This window comes from Streptomyces sp. NPDC018947, assembly GCF_044390505.1.
In the GTDB taxonomy this organism is placed as follows: Bacteria; Actinomycetota; Actinomycetes; order Streptomycetales; family Streptomycetaceae; genus Streptomyces.
The window spans coordinates 628715-647710 of record NZ_JBIRZD010000001.1; the positions used below are offsets into that span (position 1 = coordinate 628715).

At 74.5% G+C, this 18996-nt stretch carries 16 protein-coding genes; 13 read left to right on the plus strand and 3 right to left on the minus strand.

Annotation, left to right across the window (positions count from 1 at the left end; all coding sequences use genetic code 11):
* Positions 1-129 precede the first annotated feature (129 nt).
* From ACH499_RS02890 to ACH499_RS02910, 5 genes are all read left to right on the plus strand, one after another.
* Positions 130-1101, plus strand: a complete 972-nt coding sequence (locus tag ACH499_RS02890) for a hypothetical protein (RefSeq protein ID WP_399013457.1) — start codon at positions 130-132, stop codon at positions 1099-1101.
* A gap of 131 nt (positions 1102-1232) precedes the next feature.
* Positions 1233-2345 (plus strand): multiple monosaccharide ABC transporter substrate-binding protein, encoded by a 1113-nt coding sequence (chvE, locus tag ACH499_RS02895; protein WP_399013459.1) that lies wholly within the window; start codon positions 1233-1235, stop codon positions 2343-2345.
* A 32-nt stretch (positions 2346-2377) separates the two neighbouring features.
* Positions 2378-3928, plus strand: coding sequence for a multiple monosaccharide ABC transporter ATP-binding protein (gene mmsA, locus ACH499_RS02900; RefSeq protein WP_356197021.1), 1551 nt, complete (start codon positions 2378-2380; stop codon positions 3926-3928).
* On the plus strand, positions 3925-5169 hold the full coding sequence (gene mmsB, locus ACH499_RS02905) for a multiple monosaccharide ABC transporter permease (protein WP_399013462.1): 1245 nt from the start codon (positions 3925-3927) through the stop codon (positions 5167-5169). Before mmsA ends, mmsB begins: the two co-directional genes overlap by 4 nt.
* Positions 5170-5273: 104 nt before the next feature.
* Positions 5274-5492, plus strand: a complete 219-nt coding sequence (locus ACH499_RS02910; protein WP_399013464.1) for a hypothetical protein — start codon at positions 5274-5276, stop codon at positions 5490-5492.
* Between the two features lie 22 nt (positions 5493-5514).
* Here ACH499_RS02910 and ACH499_RS02915 read toward each other — a convergent pair whose 3' ends face one another.
* Positions 5515-5973, minus strand: coding sequence for an Rrf2 family transcriptional regulator (locus tag ACH499_RS02915; RefSeq protein ID WP_356197013.1), 459 nt, complete (start codon positions 5971-5973; stop codon positions 5515-5517).
* 84 nt (positions 5974-6057) lie between these two features.
* Between ACH499_RS02915 and ACH499_RS02920 the strand changes: the two genes are divergently transcribed.
* The 5 genes from ACH499_RS02920 to ACH499_RS02940 all read left to right on the plus strand — a co-directional run bounded on the left by ACH499_RS02920 (position 6058) and on the right by ACH499_RS02940 (position 13320).
* A complete protein-coding gene (locus ACH499_RS02920) occupies positions 6058-8793 on the plus strand; it encodes a beta-galactosidase (RefSeq protein WP_399013466.1) in 2736 nt (911 codons plus the stop codon).
* Positions 8794-8918: 125 nt separating this feature from the next.
* Positions 8919-9431 (plus strand): toxin, encoded by a 513-nt coding sequence (locus ACH499_RS02925; protein WP_399013809.1) that lies wholly within the window; start codon positions 8919-8921, stop codon positions 9429-9431.
* Positions 9428-10627 (plus strand): MAB_1171c family putative transporter, encoded by a 1200-nt coding sequence (locus tag ACH499_RS02930; RefSeq protein WP_399013468.1) that lies wholly within the window; start codon positions 9428-9430, stop codon positions 10625-10627. The genes ACH499_RS02925 and ACH499_RS02930 overlap by 4 nt, the downstream gene beginning before the upstream one ends.
* Before the next feature lie 46 nt (positions 10628-10673).
* Positions 10674-11861, plus strand: coding sequence for an MAB_1171c family putative transporter (locus ACH499_RS02935; protein WP_356197007.1), 1188 nt, complete (start codon positions 10674-10676; stop codon positions 11859-11861).
* A 55-nt stretch (positions 11862-11916) separates the two neighbouring features.
* Positions 11917-13320 (plus strand): FAD-dependent monooxygenase, encoded by a 1404-nt coding sequence (locus tag ACH499_RS02940; protein ID WP_356197005.1) that lies wholly within the window; start codon positions 11917-11919, stop codon positions 13318-13320.
* Between the two features lie 23 nt (positions 13321-13343).
* On the opposite strand, the gene ACH499_RS02945 is transcribed toward ACH499_RS02940, so the two are convergent.
* Together ACH499_RS02945 and ACH499_RS02950 are read right to left on the minus strand one after the other, a co-directional pair.
* Positions 13344-14186: an SMP-30/gluconolactonase/LRE family protein gene (locus tag ACH499_RS02945; RefSeq protein WP_399013470.1), complete on the minus strand. Its 843-nt coding sequence runs from the start codon at positions 14184-14186 to the stop codon at positions 13344-13346.
* The gene (locus ACH499_RS02950) at positions 14183-14956 is read right to left on the minus strand and encodes an IclR family transcriptional regulator (RefSeq protein ID WP_356197001.1); all 774 of its coding nucleotides are present in this window, start codon (positions 14954-14956) and stop codon (positions 14183-14185) included. The genes ACH499_RS02945 and ACH499_RS02950 overlap by 4 nt, the downstream gene beginning before the upstream one ends.
* 158 nt (positions 14957-15114) lie before the next feature.
* Between ACH499_RS02950 and ACH499_RS02955 the strand changes: the two genes are divergently transcribed.
* The 3 genes from ACH499_RS02955 (at position 15115) to ACH499_RS02965 (ending at position 18778) form a co-directional block, all read left to right on the plus strand.
* Entirely contained in the window at positions 15115-15714 is a 600-nt protein-coding gene (locus ACH499_RS02955; RefSeq protein ID WP_399013472.1) for a hypothetical protein, read from the plus strand.
* A gap of 228 nt (positions 15715-15942) precedes the next feature.
* Entirely contained in the window at positions 15943-17421 is a 1479-nt protein-coding gene (locus tag ACH499_RS02960) for an acyl-CoA synthetase (protein ID WP_399013474.1), read from the plus strand.
* Complete coding sequence (locus tag ACH499_RS02965; RefSeq protein WP_399013475.1) at positions 17414-18778, plus strand: carboxyl transferase domain-containing protein; 1365 nt, start codon at positions 17414-17416, stop codon at positions 18776-18778. The genes ACH499_RS02960 and ACH499_RS02965 overlap by 8 nt, the downstream gene beginning before the upstream one ends.
* Positions 18779-18996 lie beyond the last annotated feature (218 nt).

Below are 18996 nucleotides of genomic sequence, written 5' to 3' on the forward strand. Positions count from 1 at the left end.
CCGGTGTGGGGGCGGCCCGACGGCCTCCGCACCCGGCGACCCCGGCAGTTCTCCGTACCCATCGTCGCGAACCGTGTCCGGTATCTCGAACCGGCCGCCCGAGCGGCGCATCGAACCGAAGGACAGCACGTGACCGACTCTTCCGCCCCGGCGGCCGCCCGCAGGCCCGGTGAGCAGGCACTCACCGCCCTCGGGCTGGCCGCACCCGCCCTCGACCCGGCCGACGCGTCGCCGCACTCCTTTCCCGGCGGCGGCCGCTGGCGCACCGAGATCCCCTCCTGCGAGGGCCCGGAGGCGCTGGCGGTAGTGCTGAGGGAGTCCGCGCGGCTGGACGTGCCGGTGCACCGGATCAGCCAGGGCAGCGGCGTGTGGATGCTGACCGACGCCGAGATCACCGAGATGGTGGAGGCGACCGCCGAACGCGGCATCGAACTCTGCCTGTTCACCGGCCCGCGCGGCACCTGGGACATCGGCGGCTCCACCCGGACCGACTCCGGCGGCGCGGGCCTGCGGGCACGCGGCCACGACGCGGTCGCCGGATGCGTCGAGGACGCGGTGCGGGCGACGGAGCTGGGGGTGCGCTGCCTGCTCGTCGCCGACGAGGGTGTGCTGTGGACGCTGCACCGGGCACGGTCGGCCGGCCTCCTGCCCGCCGGCACCACCCTCAAGGTGTCCGCGCTGGTGGGCCCCGTCAACCCGGCCTCGTACGCGGTCTACGAGCGGCTCGGCGCCGACTCGATCAATGTGCCCAGCGATCTGACGCCGGACCACCTCACCGAGATCAGGCGGGTTTCGGCCGCGCCCATGGACCTCTACATCGAGGCCCCCGACGACCTCGGCGGCTACGTCCGGATGTACGAGGTCGCCGAGCTGATCCGGCGCGGCGCCCCGCTGTATCTGAAGTTCGGCCTCTCCAAGGCGCCCGGGATCTATCCGTACGGGCACCACCTGCGGGAACTGACGCTGGCGACCGCCAAGGAGCGGGTGCGGCGCGGGCGGCTGGCCCTGGACCTCCTCGCGCGGCACGGCGCGGACGGGGACATGGCCCCCCTCGGCACACGGCTGCCGGGCGCGCTCCACCGGTTCGAGATCCCGTCATAACTTCCGGAAAGACCCTTCACAAAAGAAGACACGACCGCGCACAATCCCACACACCTGTTCTCGGCCGATCCCCCACTCAGCGTTCTGGCGCCACCGGACCGATCCCCGCACCCACCTCAAGGATGATGACCATGCGCAACCGCAGAGCCGCACTCGCCGCCGTCGCCTCGGCCGCCTCCCTCGCCCTCGCGCTGACCGCCTGCGGCCAGAACAGCGAGGGCGGCAGCGAGGAGGACAAGGGCGGCGGCGAAGGCGCCACCATCGGCATAGCCATGCCGACCAAGTCCTCGGAGCGCTGGATCGCCGACGGCGCCAACGTCGAGAAGGAACTGAAGGCCAAGGGCTACAGGACCAAGCTCGTCTACGGCGAGGACGACCCCGACCAGCAGGTCTCCCAGATCGAGAACATGATCACGCAGGGCGTGGACGCCCTGATCGTGGCCGCGATCGACAACAAGTCCCTGGGCAACGTCCTCCAGCAGGCCAAGGACGCCGACATCCCGGTCATCTCCTACGACCGGCTCATCCTCGGCACGGAGAACGTCGACTACTACGCCTCGTTCGACAACGAGAAGGTCGGCGAACTCCAGGGCGGCTACATCGCCGAGAAGCTCGGCCTCGAGGACGGCTCCGAGAAGGGGCCGTTCAACATCGAGCTGTTCGCCGGCTCCAACGACGACAACAACACCAAGTACTTCTTCCAGGGCGCGATGAACGTGCTCAAGCCCTACATGGACAAGGGGCAGTTGGTCGTCCGCTCCAAGCAGACCGCGCTCAACCAGGTCACCACCCTGCGCTGGGACGGCGGCACCGCGCAGAAGCGCATGGACGACCTGCTGACCTCCAGCTACCGCAGCGCCCGGGTCGACGCGGTGCTCTCCCCCTACGACGGCATCTCCATCGGCATCCTGTCCGCCCTGAAGTCCGACGGCTACGGCTCCGCCGGCAAGCCCATGCCGGTCGTCACCGGCCAGGACGCCGAGGTCGCCTCGGTGAAGTCGATCGTCGCGGGCGAGCAGACGCAGACCGTCTACAAGGACCTCCGCCAGCTCGCCAAGATCGCCTCCAACATGGTCGACGCCGTGCTGAACGACAAGAAGCCCGAGGTCAACGACACCACGTCCTATGACAACGGTGCCAAGGTCGTCCCCTCCTACCTGCTCCAGCCGGTCAGCGTCGACAAGGCCAACTACAAGCAGGTCCTCGTCGACGGCGGCTACTACACCGAGAACGACCTCAAGTAACCGGGCCCACCGAAGGATTGGAAGGCACGACCATGGCGGGACCCGTCCTGGAAATGCGCTCGATCGTCAAGACCTTCCCCGGTGTCACAGCGCTGTCGGACGTCACCCTGACCGTCGGCCGGGGCGAGGTCCACGCCATCTGCGGCGAGAACGGCGCGGGGAAGTCCACCTTGATGAAGGTGCTCTCCGGCGTCCATCCGCACGGCAGCTACCAGGGGGACATCCTCTTCGAGGGGGAGACCTGCCGGTTCAAGGACATCCGGGCGAGCGAACAGCACGGCATCGTGATCATCCACCAGGAGCTGGCCCTGGTGCCGTACCTCTCCCTCGCCGAGAACATCTTCCTCGGCAACGAGCACGCCAGGCGCGGGCTGATCGACTGGAACGCCACGCTGCGGCACGCCACCGAACTGCTGCGCCGGGTCGGTCTGGACGAGCACCCCCAGACCCGCGTCGCCGACATCGGCGTGGGCAAGCAGCAGTTGGTGGAGATCGCCAAGGCGCTGTCGAAGAAGGTGAAGCTGCTCATCCTCGACGAGCCGACGGCGGCGCTCAACGACGAGGACAGCGGCAAACTCCTCGACCTGATCCTTCAGTTGAAGGAACAGGGCATCACCTCGATCATCATCTCCCACAAGCTGAACGAGATCCGCCGGGTCGCCGACTCGGTCACCATCCTCCGCGACGGGCGCTCCATCGAGACCCTGGACGTGAAGGCGCCGGAGACCACCGAGGACCGGATCATCTCCGGGATGGTGGGCCGCGACCTGGAGAACCGCTTCCCGCAGCGCACCCCGCACCAGCCGGACGACGGGGCGGCGCCCGCACTGGAGATCCGCAACTGGACCGTGCACCACCCCATCGACCAGCAGCGCAAGGTCGTGGACGACGTGTCGGTCGAGGTGCGGCGCGGGGAGATCGTCGGCATCGCCGGCCTCATGGGCGCCGGCCGCACGGAACTGGCGATGAGCGTGTTCGGCCGGACGTACGGCCGGTACGCGTCCGGCACGGTCCTCAGGGACGGCAGGGAGGTCCGCACCAGGTCCGTCCCGGAGGCGGTCGGGCACGGCATCGCGTACGTCACCGAGGACCGCAAGCAGTACGGCCTCAACCTCATCGACACGGTGGGCCGGAACATCTCGCTGACCGCGCTGGCCAAGGTCGCCCGGCGGGGCCTGGTCGACGAGCACGGGGAGCGGCAGGTCGCCGAGGGCTTCCGCACGTCCATGAACATCAAGGCGCCGACCGTCTTCGAGCCGGTGGGCAAGCTGTCCGGCGGCAACCAGCAGAAGGTCGTCCTCAGCAAGTGGATCTTCGCGGGCCCCGAGGTGCTGATCCTGGACGAGCCCACGCGGGGCATCGACGTCGGCGCCAAGTACGAGATCTACACGGTCATCGACCGGCTTGCCGCCCAGGGCAAGGCGGTCGTCTTCATCTCCTCCGAACTGCCGGAGCTGCTCGGCATGTGCGACCGCATCTACACGATGGCCGCGGGGCGGCTGACGGGTGAGTTCTCGCGGGCCGAGGCGTCGCAGGAAGCGCTGATGCGCCAGATGACGAAGGACAAAGAGGTAACCCGATGAGCACGGACGTGACCGCCAAGACCCCGGCCTCCGCACCGACGGGCAAGGGCGCTCCGGCCGGCGGGGGCGGCCTGCTGCGGCTGATGCTCGACGGCATGCGCCGCAACATGCGCCAGTACGGCATGCTGTTCGCGCTCGGCCTGATCGTGGCGCTGTTCGCCGTGTGGACCGGCGGAGACCTGCTGCTGCCGCGCAACGTGTCCAACCTGGTGGTGCAGAACAGCTACATCCTGATCCTCGCGATCGGGATGATGATGGTCATCATCGCGGGCCACATCGACCTGTCGGTGGGCTCCCTGACGGCGTTCATCGGCTCGATGGCCGCCGTGTTCATGGTGAAGCACGACGTGCCCTGGCCGCTCGCGGTGGTCCTGTGCCTCGCGATGGGCGCGGTCGCGGGAGCCGTCCAGGGGTTCTTCATCGCGTACGGCGGCATACCGTCGTTCATCGTGACCCTGGCCGGCATGCTGATCTTCCGCGGTCTGACGGAGATCTTCTTGGAGGGCCAGACCCTCGGCCCGTTCCCGGACGGCCTGCTGAAGGTCTCCACCGGCTTCCTCCCGGAGGTCGGCCCCGAGACCAACTACCACAACCTCACCCTGCTGCTCGGGCTCGCGCTGATCGTGTGCGTGGTGCTCCAGGAGGCGCGGGACCGCAAGCGGCAGCGGGAGTTCTCGCTGGAGGTGCCGCCCGCCAAGCTGTTCGCGCTGAAGCTGGTCGCGCTGGTCGCCGCGATCCTCGTCGTGACCCTGCTGCTCGCCTCCTACAAGGGCGCCCCGATCGTGCTGCTGGTCCTGGGCGTCCTGCTGGTCGGCTTCGGCTACGTCATGCGCAACGCGATCATCGGCCGCCACATCTACGCCATCGGCGGCAACCTGCCCGCGGCCAAGCTGTCCGGCGTGAGGGACAAGAAGGTCACCTTCCTGGTCTTCCTCAACATGGGCATGCTCGCGGCCCTGGCGGGGCTGGTCTTCGCCACCCGCCTCAACGCGGCCTCGCCCAAGGCCGGCCTCAACTTCGAACTGGAGGCCATCGCCGCCTCGTTCATCGGCGGCGCCTCGATGAGCGGCGGCGTGGGCACGGTGCTGGGCGCGATCATCGGCGGTCTGGTGCTGGGCGTGCTGAACAACGGCATGAACCTCGTCGGCATCGGCTCCGACTGGCAGCAGGTCATCAAGGGCCTGGTGCTGCTGGCGGCGGTCGGCTTCGACGTGTGGAACAAGCGCAGGGTCGGTTCGTAGACCGCCTCCGGCCCCGCCGCCCGGGGGCGGGGCCCCGGCAGGTCCCGGGACCCCGCCCCGCGGCGAACCGGCGGGAAACACCCCGTGCCCCGCGTGACGCCCCGGTGAATTCGGGGCGGACGCTCCCCGTACCCGGCGCCGCCCGGCCCCGCGCCCGGCAGACCGAGATCGCCTACACCTACGGCGAGCCGCCGGCGGACTCGATCGCCGCGGGCTTCCTGCGCTACCTCGCCGACGAGGTCGGCAAGGACATCGTCCGCGCCAAGGGCCACCGCCCCTGCGCCGAACTGGACAAGCCGCTGCTGTGCCGGCCGGACCGGTAGCCGTCCGGGGCGCGGCGGCCGGTCACGGGTTCTCCCACGCCGCCGGTTCCGCCGCGAGCCTGCGGACCGGGTCCGGCAGCGCGTCCGCCGCCAGGTCCGCCACGGTCACGCCCTCCAGGATCCGGCGGACATTGGCGCGCAGCGCCACCCACAGGGGCAGCAGGGGGCCCGCGGTGCCCGTGTAGACGAGGCCGGTGGGCCGCTCGCCGCGCACCGAGACGATCGGGCCGTCCACCGCGCGGATGACGTCCGCGACCGTGATCCGCGACGCCTCCCGCGCCAGCCGGTACCCGCCGCCCCCGCCGCGCCGGCTCTCCACGACGCCGCCCCGCCGCAGGTCGGTGAGGATCCCCTCCAGGAACTTGCGCGGGATGTCCTGCGCGGCCGCGAGCGTCTCCGCCTTCACCGGGCTGTCGCCCTGCCGGACGGCGAGTTCCAGGACCGCCCGTACCGCGTAGTCAGCCCGTGCCGAGATCCTCATGCGTCCATTGTGGACAATGACCCCCGGCACGGGTGACCGGCGGATCCACCGGCACCAGCGGTACAGGCAACAGGAGAGGCTCCCTTGGAGCTCAGCAGACGAGTATTCAGCGCCCTCGCGGGCACCACCGTCCTCGGTCTCGCCCTCGGCGGCAGCGTGAGCGGCGGGGCGGTGCCGGCCTCCGGCGCGCCCGGCCTCGTACCCACCGGTCCGCCGCCCGGGCCGCCCGCCGCCGACGGGGCGCGCCACCGGGTCGCCCTCGACCGGCACTCCCTGCTGGTGGACGGCAGACGCCTCGCGCTGTGGGCCGGCGAGCTGCAGCCCTTCCGGCTGCCGAGCCCGTCCCTGTGGCGGGACGTGCTGGAGAAGATGCGGGCGTCCGGCTGCAACGCGGTCACCGTGCGCGTCGCCTGGAACCAACACTCCCCCGCCCCCGGCCGGTACGACTTCACCGGCGTCCGCGATCTGGACCTGTTCCTGCGCACGGCCGCCGAGACCGGTCTGTACGTCGTCCTGCGCCCCGGCCCGTACATCGGCGCCGACGTCGACGGCGGCGGCCTGCCGGGCTGGCTCGCGGCGACCGGGGGCCGGCCCGGGTCCGCCGACCCGGCGTATCTGCGGCACGCCGACGAGTGGCTGGGCCGCGTCGACGCCGTCGCCGCCCGGCACCAGTACACGCGGGGCACCGGCACGGTCCTGCTCTACCGGCTCGACGCCCCCGACCGCGCCCACCTGGCCCGCCTGCACCGCACGGTCCGCGCCGACGGCATCGACGTACCGCTCCTGCACGACGACGGCCCGGTGCTCCTCGGTGAAGCGCACCGCGGCGCGGACGCCGCCGGGGCGCGGCGCGCGCATCTGGCCGACCTCGCCCGGGGGGTCACGCTGCACGACGCCGTCCCCGTGTTCGGCGGCACCTCGTGGGGCTGGCTGGCCGCGCCGTCGGCGCCCGCGCCCACCTACGACCCGGCGGCGGCGATCGACGAGGCGCGCAGGCCCACGGAGAACCTGGCCCCGCTCCACCAGATCGGTCATCTCCTGCGCCACGTCGCGGACTTGTCGCGGCTGGAGGAGGCACCCGGGGTGCGGGCGGGCGACGCCCGGCTCCAGGTGCGGCACCTGGCCAACCCGGACACCGGCGCCCACGTGTACGTCGTGAGCAACGACTCCGCCGAGGACGTGACGTCCACGCTGCCGCTGGACGGCACCGACGCGACGGTCACCGTGCCCGCGCGGGACGCCCGGCTGCTCGCGGCCGGGCTCGACCTGGGCGCGGGCCGGAAACTGGCCTACGCCACCGTGCAGCCCATGCTGACCATGAGCGCGGGACGGCTCGACATCGCCGTCTTCACCGGCCGCACCGGCGAGATGGCGCACGTCGTGCTCGACTTCCCCGACGAGCCGTGGCCCACGCGGCTGGACGAGGAGGCCGCCTGGGCGTACGACAAGGGCGGGCTGCACGTGACGGCGCCGCTCGGCACGCACGGGCTGACCCGGGTGCGGGTGCGCAGCGCCGACTCCGACCGCACCCTGCTGCTGCTCTTCGCCGACGACGCCCTGTCCCTGCGGCTGTGGCCGTACGAGACGCCGACCGGCAAGGGCCTCGTGTACGGCCCGGCACTGCTGCGCACCGCCGCCCTGGACGGCGACACGGTGCGGCTGACCGGGGACACGGTGGACGCGTACGGGCTGGAGGTGTGGGCGCCGCGCGGCGTCACCGGGGTGACCTGGAACGGCCGCGCCGTCGCCACCCGTGTCAGCCGGGCGCACAGCCTGCGGTCCCGGGACCCGCTGCCCGGCGTGAGCGAACCGGTGCTGCCCGCGCTCGGCGACTGGCGGCGCCGGGAGGAGAACCCGGAGGCCGAGCCCGGTTTCGACGACTCGGGGTGGACGGCCGCCGACCGCACGGCGTCGCACAGCACGACGCCCGTGCCCGAGGGACAGCCGGTGCTGTTCGCCGACGACTACGGCTTCCACTACGGCGACGTCTGGTACCGGGGCCGGCTCACCGGCGCCGACGGCCTGGAGTCCGTCTCCCTCTCCTACGGCACGGGCGCGCGGGGCATGCTCATGGCCTGGCTGGACGGGGAGCCGCTGGGCACGCACCGTGCCGAGCCCGGCGAGGCCGGGGGCACGTGGACGGCGACGGCCCGGTTCCGGCTGCCGAGTGCCCTGCGGGAGCGGCTCGGCGAGCGGCGGCGCGACGGGCGGCCCCGCTCCGGGGTGCTGTCCGTCCTGGTCCGGCGCACCCAGCACGACCAGGACGACATCCGCGCCGCCCGCGGGCTCACGTCGGTCGCCTTCGAGGGAGCCGCGCCGCCGGTGCGCTGGCGGTTGCTGGGCGCGGCGGCACCCGACCCCGTGCGCGGGCCGCTGAACAACGGCGGGCTGTACGGGGAGCGCGAGGGCTGGCACCTGCCCGGGTACGACGACGGCGGCTGGGAGCCCGTGTCGTTGCCGCGCGCGGACCGGCGGCAGGGCGTGACCTGGTACCGGACCACGTTCCGGCTGGACGTGCCCCCGGAGACCGACGCCTCGGTGGGGCTGACCCTGGACGACGACCCGTCCCGCGACTACCGCGTCCAGGTCTTCCTGAACGGATGGAACATGGGCGAGTACGTGGGCGGCGAGGAGGGCACCCAGCGCACCCTCGTGCTGCCGAACGGCATCCTGCGCACGCGTGCCGCCGTCAACACCCTGGCCCTCGCGGTGCTTTCCGGCGCCGGCCCGGCGGGACCCGGGACGGTGCGGCTCACCCTGCTGGGCGGCGCGGCCGGAGGGGTCCCGGTGGAACCGGTCGCCTCCCCGGGGCCGTCCTGACTCCGCACGGCCCCGGCCGGGCCGGAGGTGGCTGAGCGGCCCGGATCCTTGGCATATTGCACGGTGAACCGCGCGGCACCCCCGGGAGCGGAACCGAGAGGAGAACGGTGCGCACGAGCAGGCAGATGCGTCGCCTCGCCGACGCGCTCATCGACCCGATCCGGGTGCCGGTACCCGCGGACCCCGAGGCCCTGTTCGATGCGCTCGTCGCGTCCGTGGCCGCCTGGCGGGGCCGCGAGATCGTGGTCCGCCGGGAGACCTTCCCGCCGCACACCGCGAGCGGCCTGTGGCTGGAGGCCGAGACGCACGACGTGGTGGTGGTGGACCGGCGGGCCGCCGTGTGGCACCAGATCGTGATCCTGTGCCACGAGGTGTGGCACATGCACCGGCGCGGCCGGGACGAGGACGCCGGACCGGCTCCGGCGGGGCAGCCCCGGCCGCGTCCCGTCGCCGCGCGCAGCGACTTCAGCCTGGCCGAGGAGCAGGAGGCCGACCGTTTCGGGATGCTGATGGGCCGCCGGCTGCGCGACTGGCTGGAGGCCCCCCGGGACTCCGTGTACGCGGCGCGGGACGAGGACGCCGAGGGTCTGGCCGGACGCATCGGGGCCGCGCTCAACTACCGCGGGCCGCACCGGTGAACGGCCTCGCCCACTACCTGAGCTGCGCCGTGCTGTGGCTCGGTCTGGCGGCCCGGGCGCCCGACCTGGTACGTCACCGGCGCGACCCCTATCTGCGCTCCCTGTGCGCGGTGCTGGGCCTGGCCGGACTCTGCTTCCTGCTCGGCGCCCCGCCGACCGTGGGGGCCGTGAACCGGCTCAGCGGCGTCCCCAACCTGGCGGCGCCGCTGACGTACGCGTCCATCACGGCGTACAGCGCCGCCGCACAGGTGCTGATCGTCCAGTGGCGCGGCGGGCCGCGGGTGCGTTCCGTCGTCCGCCGCTGGGTCCTCGCGTACACGCTCGTCGTCCTCGGCATCGCGGTGACCTTCGCGCTGGGCGACGCGCCCGTGGAGCGCCGGACGGACCTGGACACCTACTACGCGACGACGCCGTTCATCGGCCAGATGATCGTGCTGTACCTGGCCGCGCACCTCACGGCGGCCACGGTCACCGCGGTGTCGGCGCTGCGCTGGGCCCGGCAGGTGCGCGGGGCCCTGCGGGTGGGACTGGCGGTCCTGGGGGCCGGCGCGCTGTGCAACGCCGGGTACAGCGTCTCCAGGCTGGCCGCCGTGGCCGCCCGCTGGAGCGGGCGGGACTGGCCGGTGCTGGTCACCGGTGTCTCCCCGGCGGCGGCCGCGGTGAGCGCGCTGCTGACGGTCGCCGGGATGCTGATCCCGCTGCTCGCCCCGTGGGCCGTCGAGTGGCGGCGGGCCGCGCGGGCGTACGCGCGGCTGGCGCCGCTGGAGCGGGTGCTCGACGAGGTGCTGACCCGGCGCGCCCTGCGGCTGCCCCGGCCCCGGCTCGCCACCCCCGCCACCCGGCTGATGTGGCGCCAGACCAGCATCCACAACGCGCTCAGCCATCTCGCCCCGTACCTCGACGGCGCCCTGTACGACCGGGTGCGCGAGGCCGCGCTGCGGGCCGGCGACGACGCGGAGCGGGCGGAGGCCCGGGCGTGGGCGGCGGTCGTCGTCCCGGCGGCGCGGGACGCGGAACTCCGGGACACCGCCCCGGGCGGCACGTACGGCGGACCCCGCCCCGGCACGCCGCGACGGCTGCCGGACCGGCTGCCCGGACCGGAAGCGCTCGGGCGCGTCGCCGACGCCCTGGCCGCGGCCGGTCCCCTCGCCGCCGCCCGGGAGCGCGACCCGGCGGCCCTGACGGGCCGCGCATGAACCGGGCGGCCGTGAACCGGGCGCCGAGCGAACGGAGTTCACCGGCATGAGTCTCGTCGTGTACCTGGCGGCCGGCGTCTTCGGGCTGTCCAGCCTGGTGCTGCTCGGCCGGCCGCGCGGCCCGGTGCGCGGCCCGCTGGCCCTGTCGACCTGCGCGGCGATCCTCCTCGGCTCCGCGGTCCTGGTCTGCGCGGCCCCGCTGACCCTGGCCGCCGTCAACGACCTCACGGGCGTACCGAACTTCGGTGCCCCCCTGACGTACGGGATGCTGTCGGCGTACAGCTGCTCGCTGCTCGTCCTGCTGGTCAACTGGCGGGGCGGCCCGCGGGCGCGGGTCCGGCGCCTGGTGCTGCGCAGCATGGCCGCCTACGCGCTGCTGATCGTCGCCCTGGTCGTGCTGTTCGTGCTGGCCGACGCGCACACGGAACGCCTCACCGACCTGGACACGTACTACGCCGGCACCCCGTTCATGCGCGAGATGATCCTGCTGTACCTGCTCGGGCACAGCGCCGCGACGCTGGTGATGTGCGCCGTGTGCGTGCGGTGGCTGCGCGAGGTGGACGGGCTGCTGCGGACCGGGCTGCGGCTGATCCTGGCCGGCAGCCTGCTGGACGTGGTGGGCTTCCAGCTCGCCAAGTACACGGCGGTCGTGGCCCGTTGGCTGGGGCACGACCTGGACTTCCTGTCCACGACGCTGGCCCCGCCCATGGCCTCGCTCGGCGCGCTGACCTGCTCCGCCGGTTTCGTGCTGCCGCGGCTGCTGCCTGCGGTCGTGGCGCAGTGGCGCGGACTGGCCGACTACCGCGGGCTCGGCCCGCTGTGGGCGCTGCTGCGGTTCGTGTCCACCGCGCCGAAGCCGCCCGCGTCCTGGTGGCAGCTTCCCCGCGCGCGGCTCCAGTGGCGCGAGGTGTCCATCCACGACGCGCTGCTGGCGCTGGCCCCGTACTTCGACGACCGGGTGCGCGAGCGGACGCGGGACGAGGCCCTGCGCGCGGGCCGCACGGCCCACCAGGCCCGGCTGGCCGCGGAGGCGGCGATGCTCGCCGACGCCGCGCGCCGCGCCGCCGCGGGCCTGGCGCCGCTGGACCGGCCGAGCACGTACCGGCTCCACGCCACGGAGGTCTCCGGTCCGGGCGCGCTCGTGGAGCTGGCCCGGACGCTGGCCGCCCGACCGGTGGCCGACGGCGCGCGTGAAGGTACGGTGAGGTCCGCCCACGGCTGGACCCACGGCTGAACAGCCGTGGAACGGGCGGGGGTCGGGCGCAGCCAGGCCGAACCGGAGGAGACCCATGTCCCGTAGAGCTGTCGTCGTCGGTGCCGGGCTGGCCGGCCTGCTGGCCGCCGCGGCGTTGTCCACCGCCGCGGACGAGGTGGTCGTGCTGGAGCGAGACGAGCTGCCGGACGGGCCGGAGCACCGGCGGGGCCTGCCGCAGGGGCGGCACGCGCATCTGCTGCTGGCCGGGGGCCTGGCCGCCATGGAGGACCTGCTGCCGGGCGCCGGCCTGCGCGAGCGGCTGCTCGCCGCCGGGGCGCACGAGATACCCCTCGGCTCGGGGATGCTGTCGCTCACGCCGGACGGCTGGCAGCGGCGCTTCCGCCACCAGGGACCCGGCATGATCACGTGCAGCCGGGCGCTGCTGGACTGGGTGCTGCGCGAGGCCGTCCTCGAACGCGGCGGGATCCGGATCCACACGGCCGGCGCCCAGGAGCTGACGGGCGGTTCGCGGCGGGTCACGGGCGTCCGCGTCACCACGGCCGGGCGGGCCGGGGACAGCGTGCTCGACGCCGATCTCGTGGTCGACGCGAGCGGGCGCGGCTCTCGCGCGCCGACCTGGCTGGACGCCCTGGGGGTGACCGGCGTCCGTACCCGGACCGTGGACTCCGGTCTGGTCAACGCCACCCGGATCTACCGCGTGCCCGAGGGGGCCGAGCGGTTCCCGCTGACCGTCGTGCACGCCGACCCGTACGCCTCCCGGCCGGGGCGCAGCGGCATGGTGCTGCCCATCGAGGGCGGCCGCTGGCTGGTCAGCCTGGGCGGCACCCGGGGCGGTGAGCCGCCGGCCGACCCGGAGGGCTTCCTGCGGTACACGCTGGAGCTGCGCGACCCGATCGTGGGCCGGCTGATCTCGGGCGCCGAACCGCTCACCGGCGTGCACGTCAGCCGCAGCACCAGCAATGTGCGCCGTTACGCGGAGAAGGCCCGGAACTGGCCGGAGGGGTTCGTCGTGCTCGGCGACGCGCTGGCCACCTTCAACCCGGCCTACGGGCAGGGCATGTCGGTGGCGGCGCTGGGCGCGCGGGTGCTCGCGGACGAGGTGCGGCGGGCCGGTCTCGCCGCGCCCGGCCTCGCCCGCCGGGTGCAGCGGAGGGCGGCCCGCCCGGTCGACACGGCCTGGGCCGTGGCGGTCGGACAGGACATGAGGTACCCGGGGACGCGGGGCGGGACGCCGGGGGCGGCGGACCGTCTCGTCTCCGCGTACACGCGGCGCCTGACGAGGACGGCGGCCGGTTCGTATCCGGCGGCCGCCGCCCTGTGGGACGTGACGAGCCTGCTCGCGGGCCCGGCGCGCGTCCTGCGCCCGGGGGCCCTGCTGGCCACGCTGGCCGGGCCCCCGCTTCCCCCGGCGGCCGGGCCCGCGCTGACGGCGTACGAGCGGCAGGCCCTGCGCGCCCTGGACCGCACCGGGATCTGAGCGCCCGGCCGGCCCCGCACCGGTCAGCCCCGGAACGCCGGCTGCCGCAGTCCGGTGCCCGCGTCCGGCAGGACCAGCACCGACCCGGCGAGCGGGTGCGGGGCGGCCTGACCGGTGCGGGCCGTGGTGACGTAGAGGTCGCTCAGGCCGGCGCCGCCGAACGCGCAGGCCGTGACGAGCGGGACGGGCAGCCGGACGGTGCGGTCCGGGGTGCCGTCCGGCGTGTACCGGCGCACCGCCGCGCCGCCCCACAGCGCCACCCACACGCAGCCGTCGGCGTCCACGGTGAGCCCGTCGGGGAAGCCCGCGCCGTCCTCCACCACGGCGAACGGGCGCCGACCGGTGACGCGTCCGCCCTCGTGGTCGAAGACGTCGACGCGGCGGGTCGGCGAGTCGACGTAGTACATCAGGCGCCCGTCGGGGCTCCAGCCGGTGCCGTTGCTGACCGCCACGTCGTCCAGGACGGTCGTCGCGGTGCCGTCGCCCGTGAGCCGGGTGAGCGTGCCGCCGCCGGGGGCCTCGTCGTAGCGCATGGTGCCGGCCCACAGGCTGCCGTCGGGGGCGACGGCGGCGTCGTTGGCCCGGCGACCGGGGACGGGGTCGCGGTGCAGCGGGCGGCAGGTCCCGTCGGGGTCGAGCAGGCAGACCCCGTCACGCAGGTGGAGGACGAGCCCGCCGCCGGCCCGGGGCTTGGCCGCGCCCACGTGCTGCTCGGTCGTGCGCACCGTCCGCCGCCCGGAGGCGGGGTCGTAGGTGTGCACGCGGCAGCCCAGGATGTCCACCCAGATCAGCCGGCCGGCCTCCGCGTCCCAGGTCGGCCCCTCGCCGAGGGCCGCCTCGGCGCGCACCGCGACCTCGTACGTCATGCCGCGCTCCGGTGACCGAGGCGCTCGGACAGGTCGGCGGCGCCCTCGACGGCGAGCCGCTCCAGCTCGGCGCGGCGCTCCTCGCTCCAGCGGATCATGGGCACGGAGACCGACAGCGCGGCGACGACGCGCCCGGTGCGGTCCCGGACGGGGGCGGCGACGCAGGAGACGTCCGGGTTGGACTCGCGGTTCTCCACGGCGACGCCCCGCTCGCGGATCCCTGCGAGGGCCGCGCGCAGGGCGGCGGGGTCGGTGATGCTGTTCGGCGTCATCGCGGCCAGCTCGGTGCCGTCGGGGAAGCGGGCGGCGAGTTCCGGCTCGGGGAGGGAGGCGAGCAGCATCTTGCCGACGGAGGTGCAGTGGGCGGGCAGCCTGCGGCCGGCCGCCGAGACCATCCGCACCGCGTGCGTGGAGTCGACCTTGGCGATGTAGATGACGTCGGTGTCCTCCAGGATCGCCACGTGCACTGTCTCGTCGCAGGTCTCGGCGACGGCCCGGGCGACCTGCTGGCCCTCGGCGGCGAGGTCGAGGTGCTCGGCGTAGCGGGCGCCGAGCTGGTACGGGCGCACCCCCAGCCGGTACCGTCCGGGCCGGCCGGGCACGGGGGCGATGTACTTGCGGGCGGCGAGCGTGGTGACCAGCTCGTGGACGGTGGTGCGCGGCAGTTGGAGCCGGCGCACGATGTCGGGCGCGGAGAGCGTGCCGTCCCCGTCGAGGAAGAGCTCCAGTATGTCGAGAGCCCGGGTCACGGCTGGTACGAGACGGCCCATGTCCGCCCCCTCCCTTGATGTGTCGGCGCCTGCGGTCGCAACAGCCGGTGTTCGAGATATCAACAGGCGATCGGAATGGCGAACATAGGCTACTCACACCGTGTTTGCCGGGGCAATGGCCGCGCGCCCGGTCCGTCGGGCTGCGCGACGATGGACGCATGCCCTCCGCGAAGCGCTCCGCCGGCCCGTTCACGCCGCTCGACTTCCAGCTCGTGCTGCTGCGCCGCATGGCCGACCACCAGCCGGGCCTGGTCGAGGACGCGCGCCGCGAACTGGACGCGTCCGCCGCGGACATGAGGGAGGCCAACCGGCGCTGGCAGGCCATGGTCCGCGCCGCGCGCTCCCGCTCGGCCGCCTCCCGCTACCGCTCGGTCCTGGGCGAGCCCGAGTCGGCCGTCCCGCGCCGGGTCGGCGACCTGGAGTGCGAGGCCCGGCAGTGGCGGCTCCCGCTCTGGCCGGATCTGCGCTTCGAGGTGCTCGTCGGCGACGGGGGCGCGGTCTGGAACGAGTGGCTGGTGCGGGCCCCCGGCGCCGCCACCCCGGGGCTGCGCACGCTGGACGACCTGACGCCGTGGTCCTGCACGGTCGACGAGGCCGCCCGCGCCTTCGCACCGGCCCGCCCGCTCCAGGGCTCGGCGCCCACCCGGTGGGGCCTGGCCTTCACCGCGCCGGACGCGGCGGGGGCGCCGCACGAGGTGGTCGCGGAGTTCACCTGGGGCCTGCTCCAGCGGACGGCGGTCGACGGCCGTCCGGCCTGACGGCGCCCGCGCCCCGGCGCCGCACCGGGCGCCGCGGACGGCGACGCGCCGACGGAAGCGGCCGGCGACGGCCCGGCGGCGACCGGTCTCGACGTGACCGGCTTCGTAGTGACCGGCGTCGACGTGACCCGCGTCGAAGTGACCCGCGTCAATCCGTCCCGGCGTCGGATCGCGCCGGGGCCGGGGTAGGAACGGGGTGTCCGCCGCCCCCGGCCCCCAGGAGTCCCCGTGTCCTCCCTCTTCCCCGCCCTGACCGACGCACCGGACGGCCGGCCCGCCCTCCGGTTCGGTGCACGCTCCCTCGGCTACGCGGAGCTGGCCGCGGCGGCCGGGGCCGTCGGTGAGCGGGTGCGCGGGGCCGGACGGGTGGCCGTGTGGGCGACACCGGAACCGGAGACGGCCGTCGCCGTGGTGGGCACGCTGCTCGCCGGCAGCGCCGCCGTGCCGCTCAACCCCAAGTCGGGCGGGAAGGAACTGGAGCACATCCTGTCCGACAGCGCCCCGGCCCTGGTGCTGGCGGCGCCGGGCGACGAGCTGCCCGAGCCGGTGGCCGGGCTGCCCCGGGTGGACGTCGACGTGCGCGCCGCGGGCCCCCTCCTCGTGGACGGCGGCGGGCCGGAGGACCCCGCGCTGATCGTCTACACCTCCGGCACCACCGGCCCGCCCAAGGGCGCCGTCCTCCCCCGGCGGGCGCTCGCCTCCACCCTGGACGCGCTGGCCGACGCCTGGCGGTGGACCGGCGACGACGTGCTGGTGCACGGGCTGCCGCTGTTCCACGTGCACGGGCTGGTGCTCGGCGTCCTCGGCCCGCTGCGGCGCGGCGGTTCGGTGCGCCACCTCGGCCGGTTCGGCACCGAGGGCGTGGCGCGGGAGCTGAACGACGGCGCGACCATGCTGTTCGGGGTGCCGACGATGTACCACCGCATCGCCGAGGCCCTGCCCGACGACGCGGAGCTGGCCAAGGCGCTCGCGGGAGCACGGCTGCTGGTGTCCGGGTCGGCCGCGCTGCCCGTGCACGACCACGAGCGGATCACCGCGGCGACCGGCCGGCGCGTGGTCGAGCGGTACGGCATGACGGAGACCCTCATGCTGTGCTCGTCCCGGTGGACACCCCCGGACCCCCGGCCGGGCGAGCGCGCCGACGGCGAGCCGCGCGCCGGGACCGTGGGCGTGCCGCTGCCGGGCGTCGAGCTGCGGCTCGTGGAGGAGGACGGCACGGAGATCACCGCGTACGACGGCCATACCGTCGGCGAGATCCAGGTGCGCGGCGCCAACCTCTTCACGGAGTACCTCAACCGGCCCGACGCCACCGCCGCCGCCTTCACCGGGGACGGGTTCTTCCGCACCGGCGACATGGCGGTGCGCGACCCGGACGGCCACGTCCGCATCGTCGGCCGCAAGGCCACCGACCTGATCAAGAGCGGCGGCTACAAGATCGGGGCCGGTGAGATCGAGAACGCCCTGCTGGAGCACCCCGGCGTGCGGGAGGCCGCGGTCACCGGGGAGCCGGACGCGGACCTGGGCGAGCGGATCGTCGCCTGGGTCGTGCCGGCCGATCCGCAGGCCCCGCCGCCCCTGGAGGAGCTGGCCGGGCACGTGGCGGGCCGGCTCGCCCCGCACAAGCGGCCCCGCACGGTCCGGTATCTCGACGCCCTGCCCCGCAACGACATGGGGAAGGTCATGAAGCGGGCGCTGAGCCATGGCTGAGCGGCTGCCGGCGCGCGCCTTCCTCGCGCTGCTCACCGACGACTTCACCGAACTCCCGCCGCCCGGGGACGAGTCGGAGCCGGACGGCCCGCTGGGCTGGCCCGGCCACGACGCCTCGCTCGCCCGCGCCGCCGCGCGCACCGGCGAGGAGGAGTCCGTCGTCTGCGGGACCGGGAGCGTGGCGGGCACCCGGGCCGTGCTCCTCGCCTTCGAGTTCGGCTTCCTCGGCGGCTCGCTGGGCCGGCGCGCGGGCGACCGGCTGGTGGCGGCGTACACGTACGCGCGGGAGCACCGGCTGCCGGTCGTGCCGCTCGTCGCCACCGGGGGCAGCCGGATGCAGGAGGGGATGCTCGCGCTGACGCAGCTCCACCGCGTGGCACGGCAGTCGGCGCTCACCCGTCAGGCGGGCCTCGCGCAGGTCGCCGTCCTGCGGGACCCGACCACCGGGGGCGGGTGGGCGACGCTGGGCGCGGGCGCCGACGTGGTCCTCGTCCTGCCCGGCGCCCAGGTCGGCTTCGCCGGTTCCCGGGTCCGGCCGGCGGACGCCGACCCGGCGGCGTACACGGCCGAGGCGCAGGTGGCGGCGGGCAGCGCGGACGCCGTCGTACCCCCCGGGGAGCTGCGGGCGGCTCTGGGGCGCTGGCTGCGGCTGCTGACGGCGCCGTCCGAGGCTCCGGCGCCGGTGCCCGAGCCGCTGGGGGCGACGGACCTCCCGGCCACCGGCTGGGACGCGGTCCTGCGGGCCCGCGCGCCCGGACGGCCCCGCGCCGGGGCCTATCTGGACGCCTACTTCACCGACCGCGTCGCCCTGTCCGGCGACCGCTCGGGCGGCACGGACCCCGACGGGATGCTGTGCGGCTTCGGCGAGCACGCGGGGCGGACGGTGGCCTACGCCGCCCAGACCGGGACGGCGACCCGGCCCGCCGGGTACCGCACCGCCGCCCGGCTGATCCGCCTCGCGGACCGGCTCGGCATCCCGGTGCTGACCCTGGTGGACACCCCGGGCGCGGCGGGCGACGCCGAGGCGGAGCGGCAGGGGGCGGGACCCGCGATCGCCGACCTCTTCGCCGCGGTGGCCTCGGCGCGGGTGCCGGTGACCACGCTGGTGATCGGCGAGGGCGGCTCGGGCGGCGCCCTGGCACTGGCCGCGCCCGGCAGCACCTGGGTCACGCCGGACGGCTACTTCTCCGTCATCGCGCCGGAACTCGCGGCGGCGATCCTCAAACGCCCGCCGCGGGAGGTGGCACGGACGGCTTCCCAACTGCGACTGCGGCCACAGGACTTGGCCGATCTGGGGGTGGCCCGCCTTCGAACAGGGGAGCAGTTGTTCCCTGGAACAGGTGATCGTCGCTCATGAGATCGCACGGTGCCCACGCGGCCGGAGATACTTACGGTGCGCAAGCGACGGGCTGCAGACCGTAGTTGCGCTGGTCCCAACACATGTAAAAGCGCAAGGAGCTGCACGAACATGAACCTTCTCACCGACATCCTCGCCGGCCTCGTCCACTTCGTCGGCTGGCTGGTCTGACGGTCAGAGAGACACGACGGCGCCGCCTCCCCGTCCCAGGGGTGCGG